Source organism: Streptomyces sp. NBC_01006 (genome assembly GCF_045162725.1).
GTDB lineage: Bacteria > Actinomycetota > Actinomycetes > Streptomycetales > Streptomycetaceae > Streptomyces.
Window position 1 is genome coordinate 4,425,572 of the sequence record NZ_CP108700.1, and the last position, 15,177, is coordinate 4,440,748.

Below are 15,177 nucleotides of genomic sequence, written 5' to 3' on the forward strand. Positions count from 1 at the left end.
CCGCTATGCCGGGGTCACCAGGCGGGTCTCGTAGGCGAACACCGCGGCCTGGGTGCGGTCGCGCAGGCCCAGTTTCACCAGGATGCGGCTGACGTGCGTCTTGATCGTGGACTCCGCGACGATGAGCCGGTCCGCTATCTCCGCGTTGGACAGCCCCTGCGCGATCAGCACCAGCACCTCCGTCTCCCGCTCCGTCAACTCCCCGATCCCCGCAGGGTCCGCCAGCTTCGGCGGGGTCGACAGCTTCGAGAACTCCAGGATCAGCCGCTTGGTGACCGTCGGCGCCAGCAGCGCCTCACCGGAGGCCACCACCCGCACCCCGTCGGCCAGCTGCCGGGCCGAGGCGTCCTTGAGCAGGAACCCGGAGGCTCCGGCCCGCAGGGCCTGGTACACGTACTCGTCGAGGTCGAAGGTCGTCAGGACCAGCACCTTCGCGTCCGTGTCTGAGGCCACGATCTCCCGCGTCGCCTCCAGCCCGTTCATCACCGGCATCCGGATGTCCATCAGCACCACGTCCGGCCGCAGCGCCGCCACCTTGGCGATGGCCTCGCGGCCGTCCACCGCCTCGCCGACCACCTCGATGCCGTCCATCGCGTTCAGCAGGACGGAGAAGCCCTCCCGGACCATCATCTGGTCGTCGACGATGAGCACCCTGATCGTCATGCCGACTGCCCCGGTGCCTGCGTCGCGTCCTGCGCCTCGCCCTGTCGTCCGCGCACCGGTATGAACACCGCCACCTCGTACCCGCCCGCCTCGGTCCCCCCGGCCGTCATCTCGCCCTCCAGCATGGCCACCCGCTCCCGCATCCCGGTGATCCCGTGCCCCGCGCCCGGCGAGGGCCGCACATCCCCGGTCGCCGCCGCATTGACCACCCGTATGCCGAGCCCGCCCAGTACGTACGAGACCTCGACGGAGGCCGCAGCCCCCGGCGCATGGCGCAGGGTGTTGCTCAGCGCCTCCTGGATGATCCGGTACGCCGACAGCTCCACACCCGGCGGCAGCTCCCGCACCGCACCCGTCACCGTCTTCTCCACGCTCAGCCCGGCCTCCCGCACATTGGCCAGCAGCCCGTCCAACGAGGCCAGCGTCGGCTGCGGGGCGTCCGGCGCCTCGTAGTCCGCGGAGCGCACCACACCCAGCACCCGGCGCAGCTCCGTCAGCGCCGCCACCGCGTTCTCCCGGATGGTGGCGAACGCCGCCTCCAGCTCCGGCGGCGGGTTCTTCACCCGGTACGGCGCGGCTTCCGCCTGGATCGCCACCACCGACATGTGGTGGGCCACCACGTCGTGCAGCTCCCGCGCGATCGTCGTCCGCTCCTCCAGCAGCGTCCGCCGGTCCCGCTCTACGGCCGTGACCTCCTGCTGCGCGCTGACCTCCTCCTCCGCTTCCCTGCGTATGTTGCGGACCGTCACCACCAGCAGCGACACCGCCAGGAGGAAGGCCATCGGCATGATCTCGACCGGCTCCCCCCGGCCGAGCACGACCGGTACCCCGATCCCGACCCCCAGGGTGATCAGCCACATCCAGCCCGCCGCCCGGGGCCTGGTCCGCATCGCGGCGAAGGTCACCGTGGCGAGGTAGGAGACGAAGGCACCCGGAGTCCAGGGCCACACGTCGTTCATGCCGGAGCCGACCACCGCGAGCGCCCCGGTGGCGGCGATGGCCGCCCAGAACGCGCCCACGGGTCGCACCAGGGTCATCAGCACCGGCGTGGCCGCGACCAGCCCCATCACGAGGGAGCTGCTCGGTACGACGTACTCCCCGCTGGTCGTGGACGTCAGCATCACCACGAAGAACGCGACGAACCCGACGACCGCATGCGGCAGATACGCCATGTACGGCCGTATCCGCCCGGGCAGCCGCCGCGTCACCGGACCGTCGGTGCGCATCGGCGCCAGCGGCCGGTACGCGAAGGCGTCCGTGATCAGATCCCGGCGCACGCTCTGGAACAGGCCGGAGGCCATCCGGAACTCGGGTGTCCGGGGGTTCGCCCGGGAGGTCGTCTCGGTCATACCCACACCGTAGGTCGGCCGCCCCCTCGTCCGCGTCGCCGCTGAAGGGGATATCTCGGCCTCCCCCTCAAGTACTACCCGGGGCACTCAGTAGCCCGTCGGACGGACCAGACCCGTCTCGTAGGCGAACACCGCGGCCTGGGTGCGGTCCCGCAGGCCCAGCTTCACCAGGATCCGCCCCACATGGGTCTTCACGGTCTGCTCGGCCACCACCAGGTGCGCGGCGATCTCCGCGTTGGACAGCCCCTGCGCGATCAGCGACAGCACCTCCGTCTCCCGCTCGGTCAGCTCGTCGATCCGCGCCTTGGAGGGCGCCCGAGGCGCCCCCATCCGGGAGAACTCCGTGATCAGCCGCTTGGTGATGTTCGGCGAGAGCAGCGCCTCGCCGGCCGCCACCACCCGGACCGCCTCCGCGAGCTGGTCGGCCGACGCGTCCTTCAGCAGGAACCCCGAGGCCCCGGCGCGCAGCGCCTCGTACACGTACTCGTCGAGGTCGAAGGTGGTCAGCACCAGCACCTTGACGGCGGAGTCCGGGGCGGCGGTGATGATCGAGGTGGCCTCGATGCCGCCCATCCCGGGCATGCGGATGTCCATCAGGACCACGTCCGGCCCGAGTCCGGCGACCTTGGCCACCGCGTCGGCCCCGTCCACGGCCTGGCCGACGACCTCGATGTCGGGCTGGGCGTTGAGGAGGACGGTGAAGCCCTGCCGGACCATCATCTGGTCGTCGGCGATCATCACCTTGATCGGGTCGGCCGGAGTGCTCATGCGTCCTCTTCAGTCCTTCTTCGTCTCGGGATCCATCGGGAGCACGGCGCTCACCTCGTACCCTCCGCCGGGGCGGGGGCCGGCGGCGAGCTCGCCCCCCAGCATGCCCGCCCGCTCCCGCATCCCGAGCAGCCCGTGCCCGGCGCCGTGGGAGGGCGGGGCCGGCCGGGTCGGGGCGCTGTTGGCGATGCACAGGTGCAGCTCGCGCGGCCCGTACGCGATGCCGACCTCCACCCGCGATCCGGGCGCGTGGCGCAGGCAGTTGCTCAGCGCCTCCTGCACGATCCGGTACGCGGTGAGCTCGACGCCCGGGGTGAGGGGCCGCCGGATGCCCGCGATCTCGGTGGTGACGGCCAGGCCGGCGCTGCGCACGTTGTCCACGAGGCCGTCCAGTTCGGCGAGGGTGGGCTGGGGATGGTGCGGGTTCGCCGGGTCGTCGGGCTGCTCGGAGCGCAGCACGCCCAGCACCCGGCGCAGTTCCGTCAGGGCCTCCAGCGCGTTCTCCCGGATGCCCGCCAGGTTCTCCTTGAGCTCCTCGGAGGGGTTCTCCACCAGGTGCGGGGCGACCTGTGCCTGGATGGAGATCACCGACATGTGGTGGGCGACGACGTCGTGCAGCTCGCGGGCGATCCGGCTGCGCTCCTCCAGCAGGGTGCGCCGGGCCCGCTCCTCCTCGGTGATCGTCTCCTGTTCGACGAGCTTGCCGCGGGCCAGGCGGGTGGCCCGCAGGGCGTAACCGAGCAGGCCGACGAAGCCGAAGAGGAGAAGTGCGGCCAGGACGCTGCTCTGGCTGTGCTCCGGTTTAAACAGCAGCTCGGCCAGACCGGTCAGCGCGATGGGGACGGCGACCGCGGCGACGGTCACCCGGGGCGGCATCCGCAGGGCCACCAGCAACAGGACGAGTGCGAACGCGGGGAGCCCGGAGGGCATCCACGGCCAGGTCTGGCCGGGGCCGACGTTGTCCTGGATCGACCAGGCGGCCACGCCCGCGGCCAGCTGGCCGAGCCACCACCCGCCGATCGGGCGGAACATCGCGAGGACGATGGCCGCGCCGGTCAGGAGCGCCGCCAGCAGCGGGATGCCGCCGTAGTCGTCGTAGTGCTCGCCCATCTGCTGCGCGGTGAGGAACCCGAAGAAGACCGCGGCGTAGATGACCACCGCGTGCGGCAGCCGGGCCAGCCAGCGCGGCCGGGACATCCTGGGCAGCGGGTCCCGCTCGATGGTGAGCAGGTCGTGGACCAGGGGCCGCAGGAGCCGGGCTCGCGGCGCGGTGGTCCTGCCGGAGTCCGCTTGCGCTTCAACTCCCGCGGCGGGTGGCTCGCTCTGCTCGTTCACGTCGTCCAGCCTAGGCATGGTGGATCACCTCTTCGGGCGCCCGCAGGGTGCGGGCCGCGGTCCGGGAGTCGGTGACCGTCCCGGCGACCGTCCGGGAGGGCGTGCTCCGCTTCGGCCGGCCGGCCTGCTCGTACGTACGGAACGCGGCCCAGCAGACGCCCAGCGCGGCGGCGAACACCGGCAGCCACAGCAGCCGGGCGGCTATCCACTGCGGGGAGTCGGGCACGGTGTGCAGCCCGGGCAGATCGGCGGGGGCCAGCAGCCCCAGGGCGGTGACGGTCATCATCGCGGTCTGGTGCCACAGGAAGATCGTCATCGCGGACAGGTTCATCAGCGCCACCTTCGCCCAGGCCCGCGGCCGACGCATGGCCCGCTCCAGCGGCCCGCGGAGCAGCAGGGCCAGCCCGCACTGGGCCAGGCCGAAGGCCACGGCGGCCAGCGTCGGCGGGTTCAGGTTCGATATCGGGGCCCCGGGGACGCCGACCATGGACGCCGGATACCCACCCCAGAGGACAAGCCCGACGGTGGCCGCGGCGCCGGCGCCGAACAGCAGGGCTGCCGGGGCGCGCCGGGCGAACGCCCCGCGGGACCAGGCGGCGCCCAGGGCGTAGGGGACGAGCCAGCCGGCGGCCACATTGACCCAGCCGATCCACTCGGGCCCGCCGAGGCCGAACCGCCACACGTCAACACCGGCCACCACGGCCAGCGGCCACAGTGGGCTCAGCCGGGCCACGAGCGGCGTGGCGGCGGTCAGCACGGCGAAGACGAGGAGGAACCAGAGCGGGGAGAGGACGAGCTTGACCAGCGTCTGGACCGTGCTCGGCTCGGCGCCGCCGAGCAGCATCCCGGCCGCCGTCACGGCCCATAAGGCGAGCACCGCGGCGACCGGCCGGAACAGCCGCGACAGCCGCTGCCCGACCCACACCCCGTACGGGACCCCGCGCTCGCGCGCCGAGGCGTGGCCGCGGGCCGCGACATGACCGCCGACCAGGAAGAACACGGCCAGCGTCTGGAACACCCAGGACACCGGCGCCAGCCACGGCAGGTGGGCCAGCGGACTGGTGGTGCTCAGGCCGCCGTTGGCGGTGGTCAGCGCGGTCACCAGCCAGTGGCCCAGGACCACGCCGAGGATGGCGAAGGCCCGCAGGGCGTCCACGGTCCGGTCCCGGTCGGCGGGTGTCCCGGCGTCGATGCGGTCCGCGAGGACGGACCAGCGGGCGCGGAGCTCAGGCATGGGGAACCTCCGGGGCGGTGCCGAGGACGATGCGGGTCAGGCTGTCGAGGGACGCGGTGCCGGGCTTGAGGTAGTCGCTGTGGCCGCCGGGGCCGGCGGCGAAGGGCCGGGCCCCGAAGGCCGGGTCGACGGGGTCGGTGCCGAAGCCGACCCCGCCGAGGCGGACATGGGGGACATGGCCGATCCAGTCGGACCCGCCGCGCCCGGCCCAGACCCGGGCGCCGGTCGGCAGTTCGGCGGCGGAGCCGGCGCCGGTGCCGGGGCTGCCGAACAGGGCGATGTCGGCGACTTCGGGGCCGGTGCGGGTCCGGGCGCAGACCACGGACCCGTACGAGTGGCAGAGCAGGGAGAGCCGGGCGCCTGGCGCGGCGGCCCGCCCCAAGCGGTCGAGGAAGGGGCCCAGTTCAGCGGCCGCCGCATCCGCCCGGTCGGCGGTCAGGACGGTCGCGCTGACCGTACCGGGGGTGTCGTACCCGAGCCAGGCGACCACGGCGGATCGGGGATGCTCGGCCTGGAGGCGCTGCTGCAGGGCGACGGCCCCGGCGCGCAGCCGCTGGTAGGTGTCCAGCGTGGTGTCGGAGCCGGGCACCAGGACGGCGACCCGGTCGGCGGTCTCCAGATCGCCGAGCACCTCGACGGCCCGGCCCTTGCCGCGGCCGTCGAAGGCGAGGAACCGGGCGGTGCCGTCCGCCTCCATGGCGTGCAGTTTCGCTGCGCGGCCGGTGCGGCCGGCGCCCTGCGCCATCCGGGCCGCCTCGGCGAGGTCGGCGCGGTGGGCGGCGTACCGGTCGGGAAGCGTGGCGTGTTCGGCGAGTACGGCGGGCGCCGGAGCGGGGACGTCGGCAGAGGCGGCGGCGGACACGGGGAGCACGACGGCCGCGGCGACGAGCCCGGCCAGCAGGGTGCGCCGCAGCCGGCCGCGGGGTCGTCCTGCGCGGCGTCCAACGGGGGGTCCTGCGGCGCGGGTCATGGCGGGGTCCCTTTTCCTTCGCTCGATCCAGAGGAGCTGTGCTCGCGTCATCTCTGGTTTCGAAGTTAGGAATTGAGGGGCATCGTCGGCGTCCCGCTGCGGAGCCCCCTTTCCGCATAGCTCTCAGGTATGACAGGGCAGACCTGAGAGCCACACCCGAAGAGGTCGGCCATCCATGGGGATGCATCCCCCGGACCCGGGACCCGGGACCCCGGACGTAGCCGCCCGGGGTGTCAGCTCGTGCTGATCGGTGCGCTTTGCTCGGCGTCGAGCTGGTGGTCAGCCCAGATGTAGCTTTCGGGCAGCAGGTCGGTGATGGAGACGGTCCGGAGGCTGTCGCCCGCACCGATGACGACCAGCTCGGCGCAGGGGCCTCCGGTGAAGTGGTAGGCGTTCACCGCGGTGACGATCCGGCCGTCCAGGGCGCGGGCCGCAGCCGCCGTGGTGTGGTTGTCGCCCTGGCAGCGAGTGGCTGCGATATGCCTCGCGGCCCGGATCAGTTCATGGTCGACGCGGTCGGTCCGTGTGGTCATCTTCTCTGCCTTCATGCGCTGTCAGCCGAAGTTGGCCTCGGTGCCACCTGGCAGGGTGAACGTTGCCTGATGCGGAACTAGGGTCCCGGGATGACCAACGACGACTGGCGCAACGACCGCATAGGCAGCGCGCATCGGGGCGGGAATCCGACCGTCCTGCGCCGCCTCGACCAGGGCTTCGCCGTGATCGGGGACCGGCAGTTCCTCCCCGGGTACGCGGTGCTGCTGACCGACGACCCGTCAGTGACCCGGCTTTCGGATCTCCCGCGGGCGCGCCGGATGGCGTACCTCGGTGACATGGAGCGGCTCGCCGAGGCCGTCGAACGGGCCTGCCGGCGGCTCGACCCGGCCTTTCGGCGGGTGAACATCGAGATCCTGGGCAACACCGACCCGTACCTCCACGCCCACATCTGGCCCCGCTACGACTGGGAGCCCGCCGACCGGGTCCGCATGCCGGTGTGGCGGTACGAGCAGGAGGAGTACTGGCGGGGCGGTCGCCACGAGCTCGGTCCCCGGCACGACGGGCTGCGCGTCGTCATCGGGGAGGAGTTGGACCGGCTGGCGGAGACGGAGAGGTAGCCGCGCGCGGCTACGGCGTCGTCGCTTCGCGGCCACCGGCCGTATCGGCCGTATCGGCCAGCAGCGTGTCCAGGGCCTTCGTGAGGCGGTCCAGGACCTCGACCGTTTCCGTGAAGGCCGCCTCGCCCAGTTCCTCCGCGAGGCGGGTGGCCAGGACGGCGTGGGCCGGGGTGATGCGGGCCACGGCGGCACGCCCCTCCTCCGTCGGGCGGAGCAGCTTCGCGCGCCGGTGGGCCGGGTTCGGGACGTACTCCGCGAGGCCCTTCGCCGCCAGCAGGTCCGCGATGCGCTGGACGCTCTGCCGGGTGATGCCCATGACCCGGGCGATCCCCGCCACCGGCAGCGGCTCCCGGAGCACCGCGCCCAGCACCTGCCACCAGGCCGCGGTCAGCCCGGCCGGTCTGGCCAGCTCCTCCGAGATCGCGAGGAACCGGCCGTTCAGGCCGAACACCCCGAGCGCGGTGCGGCTCAGCAGGTCCTGCCGGGCCCGTACCGGCGAAGCGTCAGGCATCGCCGCGCTCCCCCGCCGCCATCAGCACCGGGAACGCGCTCGCGTCCGAGTCGTGGAACAGGCGGTACCAGGCGTCCAGGACCTCCGGCCCGTAGACGTCCAGCCGGGCGAAGACCTCCCGGGCGAAGGCCACCGGTTCCGTCGGGCCCGCCGTGATCAGATCGCCGTCCGTCACCGCGTCGGCCTCGACGTACCGCCCGGCGCCCGCGTAGCCCGGCTGCCCCGCGAGGTAGCCGGCGGCCGCGCCGGTGTGGGCGTACGCGTCGAGCAGGCCTTCCCGGGCCAGGCCGGCCGTGGCTCCGCAGATCGCCGCGACCGGGACCCCGGCCGCCAGGAACTCGCGCGCCTTCGCCGCGAAGGGGGCCAGGTCGTCGCCGGAGTCCCAGAGCGAGGCGCCGGTCAGGATGAGGAGCGAGGAGTCCTCGGGCGAGAGGTCCGCGAGGGCCAGGTCGGGCTGGATGCGGACGCCGCCCATGGTGGTGACGGGCACTCCGGCGGCGAAGCCGACCGTACGGACCCGGCGGCCGCGCTGGGTCAGGTGCGCGGTGGTGTGGCCGGTCTCCCAGTCCGCGTACGTGTCGTACACCGCGAGGTGGACCGGCCGGGTGGACGGAGTGGACGCAGTGGACTTCGTCATCTTCATCGCCTCTTCCATCGGTATGACAGTAGGCTGTCACTTCGACAGTGTGCTGTCAATCACCTGGTTCCGCATCCCGTTCCGCACTCCGTGCCACATCCTGTGGCGACAGACTGCCGAGGCCCGGCCCCCACCCGCAGACAGTCCGCCGATATCCCCTCCCACCTGGGCACTCTTAGCGTGGCCGCATGACCCCTCACGTCACCACGGGCAACCCCGCAGACATCGCGGCCGCCGGCGCGGCCGTCAAGGCCGCCGACCGCGCCCACGTCTTCCACTCCTGGTCCGCCCAGGCCCTGATCGACCCGCTCGCCGTCGCCGGGGCCGAGGGGTCGTACTTCTGGGACTACGACGGCAACCGCTACCTCGACTTCTCCTCCCAGCTGGTGAACACCAACATCGGCCACCAGCACCCCAAGGTCGTCGCCGCGATCCAGGAGCAGGCCGCCCGGCTCTGCACCCTCGCGCCCGGCTTCGCCGTCGACGTCCGCTCCGAGGCCGCACGCCTCATCGCCGAGCGGACCCCGGGCGACCTGGACAAGGTCTTCTTCACCAACGGCGGCGCCGAGGCCGTCGAGAACGCCGTCCGCATGGCCCGTCTGCACACGGGCCGGCAGAAGGTGCTGTCGACGTACCGCTCGTACCACGGGGCCACCGCCGCCGCGATCAACCTGACCGGCGACCCGCGCCGCTGGCCCTCCGACACGGCCGCCGCCGGGGTCGTGCACTTCTGGGGCCCGTTCCTCTACCGCTCGCCGTTCCACGCCGCCACCGAGGCCGAGGAGTGCGAGCGCGCCCTCGCGCACCTCGCCGACACCATCGCCTTCGAGGGTCCGGCGACCATCGCCGCGATCATCCTGGAGAGCGTGCCCGGCACCGCCGGGATCATGACCCCGCCGGCCGGCTACCTCGCGGGCGTACGCGAGCTCTGCGACCGCCACGGCATCGTCTTCATCCTCGACGAGGTCATGTCCGGTTTCGGCCGGACCGGCAAGTGGTTCGCCGCCCAGCACTGGGACGTCACCCCCGACCTGATCACCTTCGCCAAGGGCGTGAACAGCGGGTACGTGCCGCTCGGCGGCGTCGCCATCTCCGGCGCCATCGCCGAGACCTTCGCCACCCGCCCCTACCCCGGCGGCCTGACGTACTCCGGCCACCCCCTGGCCTGCGCCGCCGCCGTGGCGACGATCAACGCCATGGAGGAGGAGGGTGTCGTCGAGCACGCCGCCCACCTCGGCGCCAACGTGATCGGCCCGGCGCTCGCCGAGATCGCCGAGCGGCACCCGTCGGTCGGCGAGGTCCGCGGCCTGGGCGCGTTCTGGGCGCTGGAGCTCGTACGCGACAAGGAGACGCGCGAGCCGCTCGTCCCGTACAACGCGGCCGGGGCCGACAACGCGCCGATGGCCGAGTTCGCCGCGGCCTGCAAGGCCTCCGGCCTGTGGCCCTTCGTCAACATGAACCGGACGCACGTCGTGCCGCCGTGCACCATCACGGAGGCGGAGGCCAAGGAGGGCCTGGCCCTGCTGGACGAGGCGCTGACGGTCGCGGACCGGCACACCACGGCGGCCTGACCGGCGGCGTCCGATCAGGTAACGGCCGAGGTTCGACCGGTTTCAGCCTCGCTGTCTGGCCTAAGGTGTCCGAAAGTTCACTGAAGGAGACGGACCCCTATGTCAGGCAGCGGCGCTGTCACCCGCAACACACTTCGCCAGCAGATCGCGGACGCGCTGCGCGACGAGGTGCTGGCGGGACGCCTGCCACCGGGCACCGAGTTCACGGTCAAGCACATCGCCGAGCAGTACGAGGTCTCCGCGACCCCCGTACGCGAGGCACTGGTCGACCTCGCGGCCCAAGGGCTGCTGGAATCGGTTCAGCACCGGGGCTTTCGCGTGCGCGTCTTCTCCGTGGACGACTACCGGGGCATGATCGAGGCCCGTACGCTCATAGTGGACGGGATCTTCCGGCGGCTCGTCGAGCGCGGCACCGCGCCCGGCTCCGGCGAAATGCTGGTGTCGGTGCGCCGTCGTGCCGAGGAGGCGTGCAGGGCCGCGCAGAGCGGTTCCCTCGAAGTGCTGATCGGCTACGACCTGCGCTTCTGGAGGGAGCTGAGCGGGCTGGTCGGCAACACGTACATCTCGGAGTTCCTGCACCGTATCCGGGTGCAGTGCTGGGTCTTCGCCGTACCGCACCTGAAGGCTGCGCCGGATCTGCACACCGGACTGTGGTCCGGCCACAACGAGCTGGTGGACGCGGTGACCCGGGCCGACGCCGACGAGGTACGCAGCCTCGTGTACGCGTACAACCAGCACGGGCTGGACTGGGCCGCGGGCCTGAAGGCGGTCGGCGCATGACCGACACGACCGCAACCGGCGAAGCCGAAGCCCCCGAAGCCCCCGCCTGGCTCGGTGCCGTCGGCCTCTCCGTCGTCATCCCCGCCCACGACGACGCGCACCGGATCGGCCCGACGCTCGACGCCTTCCGCGCCCACCTCGACGCCCGCCACGGCAGCGGCCCCGGCGACTGGGAGCTCGTCGTCGTCGACGACGCCTCCACCGACGCCACCGCCGCCCTCGTCGAAGCCGCGGCGGCCGACGAGCCCCGGATCCGGCTGATCCGCTCCGAGCACCACCGCGGCAGGGGCGCGGCGCTGCGCGCCGGAGTGCTCGCCTGCGCCGGGGAGCGGGTGCTGCTCGCGGACGCCGGGCCCGGGACGCCGCCGGCCGAGCTGGACCGACTGGAGCAGGCTCTCGGCGAAGAGGGCCAAGGCACGGCCGCCGCCCTCGGCCGGTCGGGAAACCGCCTGGTCCGCGCCCTGGGCATCCCCGGGATACCGGGCTTCCGCGCCGACACCTGCGGCTTCGCCCTCTTCGACGGGGACCGGGCGCGGGCCGCCTTCGGCGCCTCCGTCCTCGACGGCCCGGCCATCGACGCCGAGGTACTGCGCTGGGTACGCCGCCAGGGCTGGCACGTGGCCGAGGTACCGGTGCGCCGCACCCCGGACCCTGCGCCGCGCCCCCGCCGCGCCGTCGGCGACCGCCGCCGCGCGCTGGCGGAACTCCTCCGGCTGAACGCCGGCGGCCTCGCCGTCGCCGCCGTCTTCATCGCCCTCTCCGCGTACGTCTTCCACGGCCTGTGGGCGGACCTCGACGGCCGCTACCTCAAGGACGCGCTCCAGGACCAGAACCAGTGGGAGTGGTTCGTCGGTGTTGCCACCGACAACATCACCCACCTGCGCAATCCACTCTTCACCACGGCCCAGGGCATGCCCGACGGCGTGAACCTGATGGCCAACGCCACGATGCTCGGCCTGACCGTCCCGCTGATCCCGGTCACCCTCCTGTTCGGGGAGACGGTCACCTTCGCGCTCGTCCTCACGCTCGGCATGGCCGCCAGCGCCTGGACCTGGTACTGGCTGATCCGCCGCCGCCTCGTGCAGAGCCGCTGGGCCGCCGCCGCCGGCGGGGCGCTCGCCGCGTTCGCGCCGCCGATGGTCTCGCACGCCAACGGCCACCCGAACTTCGTCGTCCTCTTCATGCTCCCGCTGATCATCGACCGGGCCCTGCGCCTGTGCGAGGGGCGCGACATCGTCCGCGACGGGGTCCTGCTCGGGCTGTTCGCGACGTACCAGATCTTCCTCGGCGAGGAGCCGCTGCTCATCGCCGCGCTCGGCATGCTGGTCTTCTCGCTGGCGTACCTGCTGGTCGACCGGCGGCGCGCCCTCGCGGCCGCACGGCCGCTGGGCCTGGGCCTGGTCATCGCCGCCGGCGTCTGCGTACCGCTGCTGATCTTCCCGCTGTACTGGCAGTTCTTCGGCCCGCAGAGCTACCACTCGGTGCTGCACGGGGACAACGCCGGGAACAGCCCGCGCGCCCTGGTCGAGTACGCCTCCCGCTCGCTCTTCGGCGACGCCGAGACGGCCGGGCGGCTCTCCCTGAACACCACCGAGCAGAACGCCTTCTACGGCTGGCCGCTGCTGGCGCTCGGCGTGGCCGTGTGCGTGTGGATGTGGCGCAACAGGGTCGTCCGGGCGCTCGCGATCACCGGCGCCGTGACCCTGGCGCTGTCCCTCGGGCCCTGGGTGCCCGTCCCGCGTACGGACGTCGTGCTGCCGGGGCCGTGGCGGCTGATGGTGAAGCTGCCGCTGTTCGAGTCGGTGATCGAGGGGCGCGTGGCGATGGTGTGCGCCCCCGTACTGGGCGTACTGCTCGCGCTCGCGCTGGACCGGATCGTACGGATGCGCACGCGCGAGCTGCGCACGCTCGGCCTGCTCGGGGTGGCGGCGGCGCTGATCCCGGTGCTGCCGCTGCCGCTGGCCGTACGGGAGCGGGCGCCGGTGCCGGCGTTCATCACCTCGGGGGCCTGGAAGGGGTACGTCAAGGAGGGCGAAGCACTCGTCCCGGTACCGCTGCCGGACCCGGGGCAGGCGGACGCGCTGCACTGGCAGGTGGAGTCGGACTTCGGCTTCCGGCTGGCCGGGGGCTACTTCAACGGCCCGTGGGGGCCCGACCGGATCGGCATCTACGGGGCCACCCCGCGGCACCTCTCGAACCTCCTGCGGGACGTCCGGTACGGGGCTCAGCCGCCGGCGATCACCCCGCAGTGGCGGGAGCAGGCCCGGCAGGACCTGGAGTTCTGGAAGGCGGGCGCGGTCGTGCTGCCGTTCCAGGACCGGGGGGTGGAGCTGCGGGACATGATCAGCGAGCTGCTGGGCCGGCAGCCGCAGAAGGTCGAGGACGTCTGGGTCTGGAGGGTGGGTCCGGGGCAGGTGTAGCGGGCGGCTCGGGCGCGGGTGCGGCGGGCGGCTCCGGCGCCGGTCGTGCCTGATGGGGGCCGGTTACCGCCGCGGGTTCGCCAAGGGTTCCGCTACAGGTTCTGCGCAGCCCTTCGCGGAGGGTGTTCGGCGCACTACGCTGGCCGGATCGGCGACACCGACTGATCGGAGCCCGCGTGGCCTGTGACCTGTGGCTGGTCCCCCTTGTCGACGTGCTGTGCCACAGCCCCGACAACCCGTTCGCGGAAGAGATCGCCGCGTACGACAAGGCACTGGGCGCGGCGGGGCTGCCGTCGGTGCCCGTGTTCGCGTACATGCCGGGCCTGAGCGGGGACGTGGCCCCCGTGGCCGGCTTCGACTACGACGCCCTGCACTTCCTGCGGCGGGCGTACCTGCTGCAGATCTGCGGGCTGCCGGTGACTCCGGTGGACGAGCTGGGCGGGGACTACGAGCAGCTGCTGGAGATGTTCGAGTCGACGGCGCAGCAGTCGCACCTGGTGTGGCACTACGACCACGCCGGGGCGTACGTGCCGGTGGATTTCGCGGCTCCGCTGGCCAACGAGGAGCTGTTGGCCGGGGGCGGTCCGCTGGGGTCGGCGCAGGGGCTGCTGCGCGAGCTGATGGTGGTGGCGCCGGCGATCGGGATCGACCCCGGGAATCCGCCGGTGGCGCCTGCGGCGCCGGGACGGCCCACGTCCTTGGAGGAGCCGGCGGGGCCGATCCCGTACGACGAGAGCCCCTTCGCGCGGGAGCGGCACGTGTGGCTGGGGCTGCATGCGGCCGCGACGCGCAGCCTCGGACAGGGCTCGATGATCATCTTCAGCTGATGCCGCCGGGTCGGGGGCTCGCCCCCGGCCCCTCACACGTCGGCGGGCCTGGTCAGCGGGGCTGTTCCGGGGGGCGCTGGCGGGGCATGTTGGGGCGGGTGCCCGGGGGGAGGGGGAAGCGGGTCGGGGGGAGGCCCGCTTCGGCCCGGGACGAGGGGGCGCCGAGCGACTGCATCACCAGCGGAGCCGGCCCCGACGAGAACTCCACCATCCACTCCGCGGTCTCGGACCGCACCAGCTCCGTCACGTCCTCCGAGAAGCGGCGCAGCACGGTCAGGCACCGCTCCGCCGCCTCGCTCGCCGTGCCCTCCGTGGGCCCCAGGACCTCCCGTACGTTCTCCGAGGCCCAGTCGAACTGCAATGTCTGCAGGCGGCGCTGTACCGCCTGCGCCGTCGCCACGTCCCGCATCCAGCCCGACGTCATGCCGAAGAACCGGTCGCAGGCCAGGCACGCCGCGGCCAGCAGCAGCGAGAGGTACCCGTACGGGGCCACGCCCGGCGCGGCCCCCGTCAGCTCCAGCAGCGGAATCGCGGCTCCGGCCACCGCCCCGGCCGCCGCGCCGATCCGCAGTACGCGAGCGCCCCGGCGCTTCCACGCCCGGTCGGACAGATACCACTCCGCGGTGCGCAGCGCATCGGCCTCGACCCGCCGGTAGAGCTCGTCCAGCCGCTCGGCCGGCTCGCCCCAGTCCCCGAGGGGGAACGGCCCACCGGTCAGATCGCCCGCCGCCATCGGTCCGCCGCCCTCCTCCCGGGAGTCCCGGGGTTCCCGGGGATCCCGGGGTGGCCCCTCGGGCTGCATCTCCGGCTGGCTCACCCGGCACTCCCTCTGCCTGCGCTGACGTGTGGTGGTGCGCGTGTGCGCAATGATGCGCATGCTCTTCCTACCTTCGAATGGCGGCCGATGGGCGACGAATCCCCGGTTTTCCGCCCGCAAGGAGGTCTCCATCAGGTACGCGCACGCCCCGTCTCTCACTCGAAAGAGTTGGTCCTCACGGCG

15 protein-coding genes are annotated in these 15,177 nt (G+C 72.9%); 5 read left to right on the forward strand and 10 right to left on the reverse strand.

Features of this window, described 5'->3' with window-relative positions; all coding sequences use genetic code 11:
- Positions 1-3 precede the first annotated feature (3 nt).
- The 7 genes from OG509_RS20250 to OG509_RS20280 all read right to left on the reverse strand — a co-directional run bounded on the left by OG509_RS20250 (position 4) and on the right by OG509_RS20280 (position 6,852).
- A complete protein-coding gene (locus OG509_RS20250; protein WP_030152841.1) occupies positions 4-663 on the reverse strand; it encodes a response regulator transcription factor in 660 nt (219 codons plus the stop codon).
- A complete protein-coding gene (locus OG509_RS20255; protein ID WP_406183838.1) occupies positions 660-2,012 on the reverse strand; it encodes a sensor histidine kinase in 1,353 nt (450 codons plus the stop codon). Before OG509_RS20255 ends, OG509_RS20250 begins: the two co-directional genes overlap by 4 nt.
- Before the next feature lie 87 nt (positions 2,013-2,099).
- Positions 2,100-2,780: a response regulator gene (locus OG509_RS20260; protein WP_406183840.1), complete on the reverse strand. Its 681-nt coding sequence runs from the start codon at positions 2,778-2,780 to the stop codon at positions 2,100-2,102.
- 9 nt (positions 2,781-2,789) lie between these two features.
- Complete coding sequence (locus OG509_RS20265) at positions 2,790-4,133, reverse strand: sensor histidine kinase (protein ID WP_406183842.1); 1,344 nt, start codon at positions 4,131-4,133, stop codon at positions 2,790-2,792.
- Positions 4,126-5,349 carry an acyltransferase gene (locus tag OG509_RS20270; RefSeq protein WP_406183844.1) on the reverse strand — a complete coding sequence of 408 codons (1,224 nt, stop codon included), beginning with the start codon at positions 5,347-5,349 and terminating at the stop codon, positions 4,126-4,128. The genes OG509_RS20265 and OG509_RS20270 overlap by 8 nt, the downstream gene beginning before the upstream one ends.
- Positions 5,342-6,319, reverse strand: a complete 978-nt coding sequence (locus OG509_RS20275; protein WP_406183846.1) for an alpha/beta hydrolase — start codon at positions 6,317-6,319, stop codon at positions 5,342-5,344. Before OG509_RS20275 ends, OG509_RS20270 begins: the two co-directional genes overlap by 8 nt.
- Positions 6,320-6,552: 233 nt before the next feature.
- Positions 6,553-6,852: a hypothetical protein gene (locus OG509_RS20280; RefSeq protein WP_406183848.1), complete on the reverse strand. Its 300-nt coding sequence runs from the start codon at positions 6,850-6,852 to the stop codon at positions 6,553-6,555.
- 90 nt (positions 6,853-6,942) lie between these two features.
- Here OG509_RS20280 and OG509_RS20285 point away from each other — a divergent pair, with 90 nt between their 5' ends.
- A complete protein-coding gene (locus OG509_RS20285) occupies positions 6,943-7,431 on the forward strand; it encodes an HIT family protein (RefSeq protein WP_406183849.1) in 489 nt (162 codons plus the stop codon).
- A gap of 10 nt (positions 7,432-7,441) precedes the next feature.
- Here OG509_RS20285 and OG509_RS20290 read toward each other — a convergent pair whose 3' ends face one another.
- Together OG509_RS20290 and OG509_RS20295 are read right to left on the reverse strand one after the other, a co-directional pair.
- Complete coding sequence (locus tag OG509_RS20290) at positions 7,442-7,942, reverse strand: MarR family winged helix-turn-helix transcriptional regulator (RefSeq protein ID WP_406183850.1); 501 nt, start codon at positions 7,940-7,942, stop codon at positions 7,442-7,444.
- Complete coding sequence (locus tag OG509_RS20295; RefSeq protein WP_406183851.1) at positions 7,935-8,597, reverse strand: DJ-1/PfpI family protein; 663 nt, start codon at positions 8,595-8,597, stop codon at positions 7,935-7,937. Before OG509_RS20295 ends, OG509_RS20290 begins: the two co-directional genes overlap by 8 nt.
- A gap of 170 nt (positions 8,598-8,767) precedes the next feature.
- Here OG509_RS20295 and OG509_RS20300 point away from each other — a divergent pair, with 170 nt between their 5' ends.
- The 4 genes from OG509_RS20300 (at position 8,768) to OG509_RS20315 (ending at position 14,177) form a co-directional block, all read left to right on the forward strand.
- Positions 8,768-10,150 (forward strand): aspartate aminotransferase family protein, encoded by a 1,383-nt coding sequence (locus tag OG509_RS20300; RefSeq protein WP_053692712.1) that lies wholly within the window; start codon positions 8,768-8,770, stop codon positions 10,148-10,150.
- Positions 10,151-10,249: 99 nt separating this feature from the next.
- Positions 10,250-10,930, forward strand: a complete 681-nt coding sequence (locus tag OG509_RS20305; RefSeq protein WP_406183852.1) for a GntR family transcriptional regulator — start codon at positions 10,250-10,252, stop codon at positions 10,928-10,930.
- Positions 10,927-13,350 carry a glycosyltransferase gene (locus OG509_RS20310; protein WP_406183854.1) on the forward strand — a complete coding sequence of 808 codons (2,424 nt, stop codon included), beginning with the start codon at positions 10,927-10,929 and terminating at the stop codon, positions 13,348-13,350. Before OG509_RS20305 ends, OG509_RS20310 begins: the two co-directional genes overlap by 4 nt.
- Before the next feature lie 176 nt (positions 13,351-13,526).
- On the forward strand, positions 13,527-14,177 hold the full coding sequence (locus tag OG509_RS20315; RefSeq protein WP_385573782.1) for a hypothetical protein: 651 nt from the start codon (positions 13,527-13,529) through the stop codon (positions 14,175-14,177).
- A gap of 52 nt (positions 14,178-14,229) precedes the next feature.
- On the opposite strand, the gene OG509_RS20320 is transcribed toward OG509_RS20315, so the two are convergent.
- Complete coding sequence (locus OG509_RS20320) at positions 14,230-14,994, reverse strand: SLATT domain-containing protein (protein ID WP_406183855.1); 765 nt, start codon at positions 14,992-14,994, stop codon at positions 14,230-14,232.
- Positions 14,995-15,177 lie beyond the last annotated feature (183 nt).

Bases quoted from the DNA above. Each gene is read 5' to 3' on its own strand.
- OG509_RS20310 (WP_406183854.1), top strand. From the start codon at position 10,927: ATGACCGACACGACCGCAACCGGCGAAGCCGAAGCCCCCGAAGCCCCC.
- OG509_RS20290 (WP_406183850.1), bottom strand. From the start codon at position 7,942: ATGCCTGACGCTTCGCCGGTACGGGCCCGGCAGGACCTGCTGAGCCGC.
- OG509_RS20305 (WP_406183852.1), top strand. From the start codon at position 10,250: ATGTCAGGCAGCGGCGCTGTCACCCGCAACACACTTCGCCAGCAGATC.
- OG509_RS20270 (WP_406183844.1), bottom strand. From the start codon at position 5,349: ATGCCTGAGCTCCGCGCCCGCTGGTCCGTCCTCGCGGACCGCATCGAC.
- OG509_RS20250 (WP_030152841.1), bottom strand. From the start codon at position 663: ATGACGATCAGGGTGCTCATCGTCGACGACCAGATGATGGTCCGGGAG.
- OG509_RS20255 (WP_406183838.1), bottom strand. From the start codon at position 2,012: ATGACCGAGACGACCTCCCGGGCGAACCCCCGGACACCCGAGTTCCGG.
- OG509_RS20265 (WP_406183842.1), bottom strand. From the start codon at position 4,133: ATGCCTAGGCTGGACGACGTGAACGAGCAGAGCGAGCCACCCGCCGCG.
- OG509_RS20285 (WP_406183849.1), top strand. From the start codon at position 6,943: ATGACCAACGACGACTGGCGCAACGACCGCATAGGCAGCGCGCATCGG.
- OG509_RS20295 (WP_406183851.1), bottom strand. From the start codon at position 8,597: ATGGAAGAGGCGATGAAGATGACGAAGTCCACTGCGTCCACTCCGTCC.
- OG509_RS20300 (WP_053692712.1), top strand. From the start codon at position 8,768: ATGACCCCTCACGTCACCACGGGCAACCCCGCAGACATCGCGGCCGCC.
- OG509_RS20260 (WP_406183840.1), bottom strand. From the start codon at position 2,780: ATGAGCACTCCGGCCGACCCGATCAAGGTGATGATCGCCGACGACCAG.
- OG509_RS20275 (WP_406183846.1), bottom strand. From the start codon at position 6,319: ATGACCCGCGCCGCAGGACCCCCCGTTGGACGCCGCGCAGGACGACCC.
- OG509_RS20280 (WP_406183848.1), bottom strand. From the start codon at position 6,852: ATGACCACACGGACCGACCGCGTCGACCATGAACTGATCCGGGCCGCG.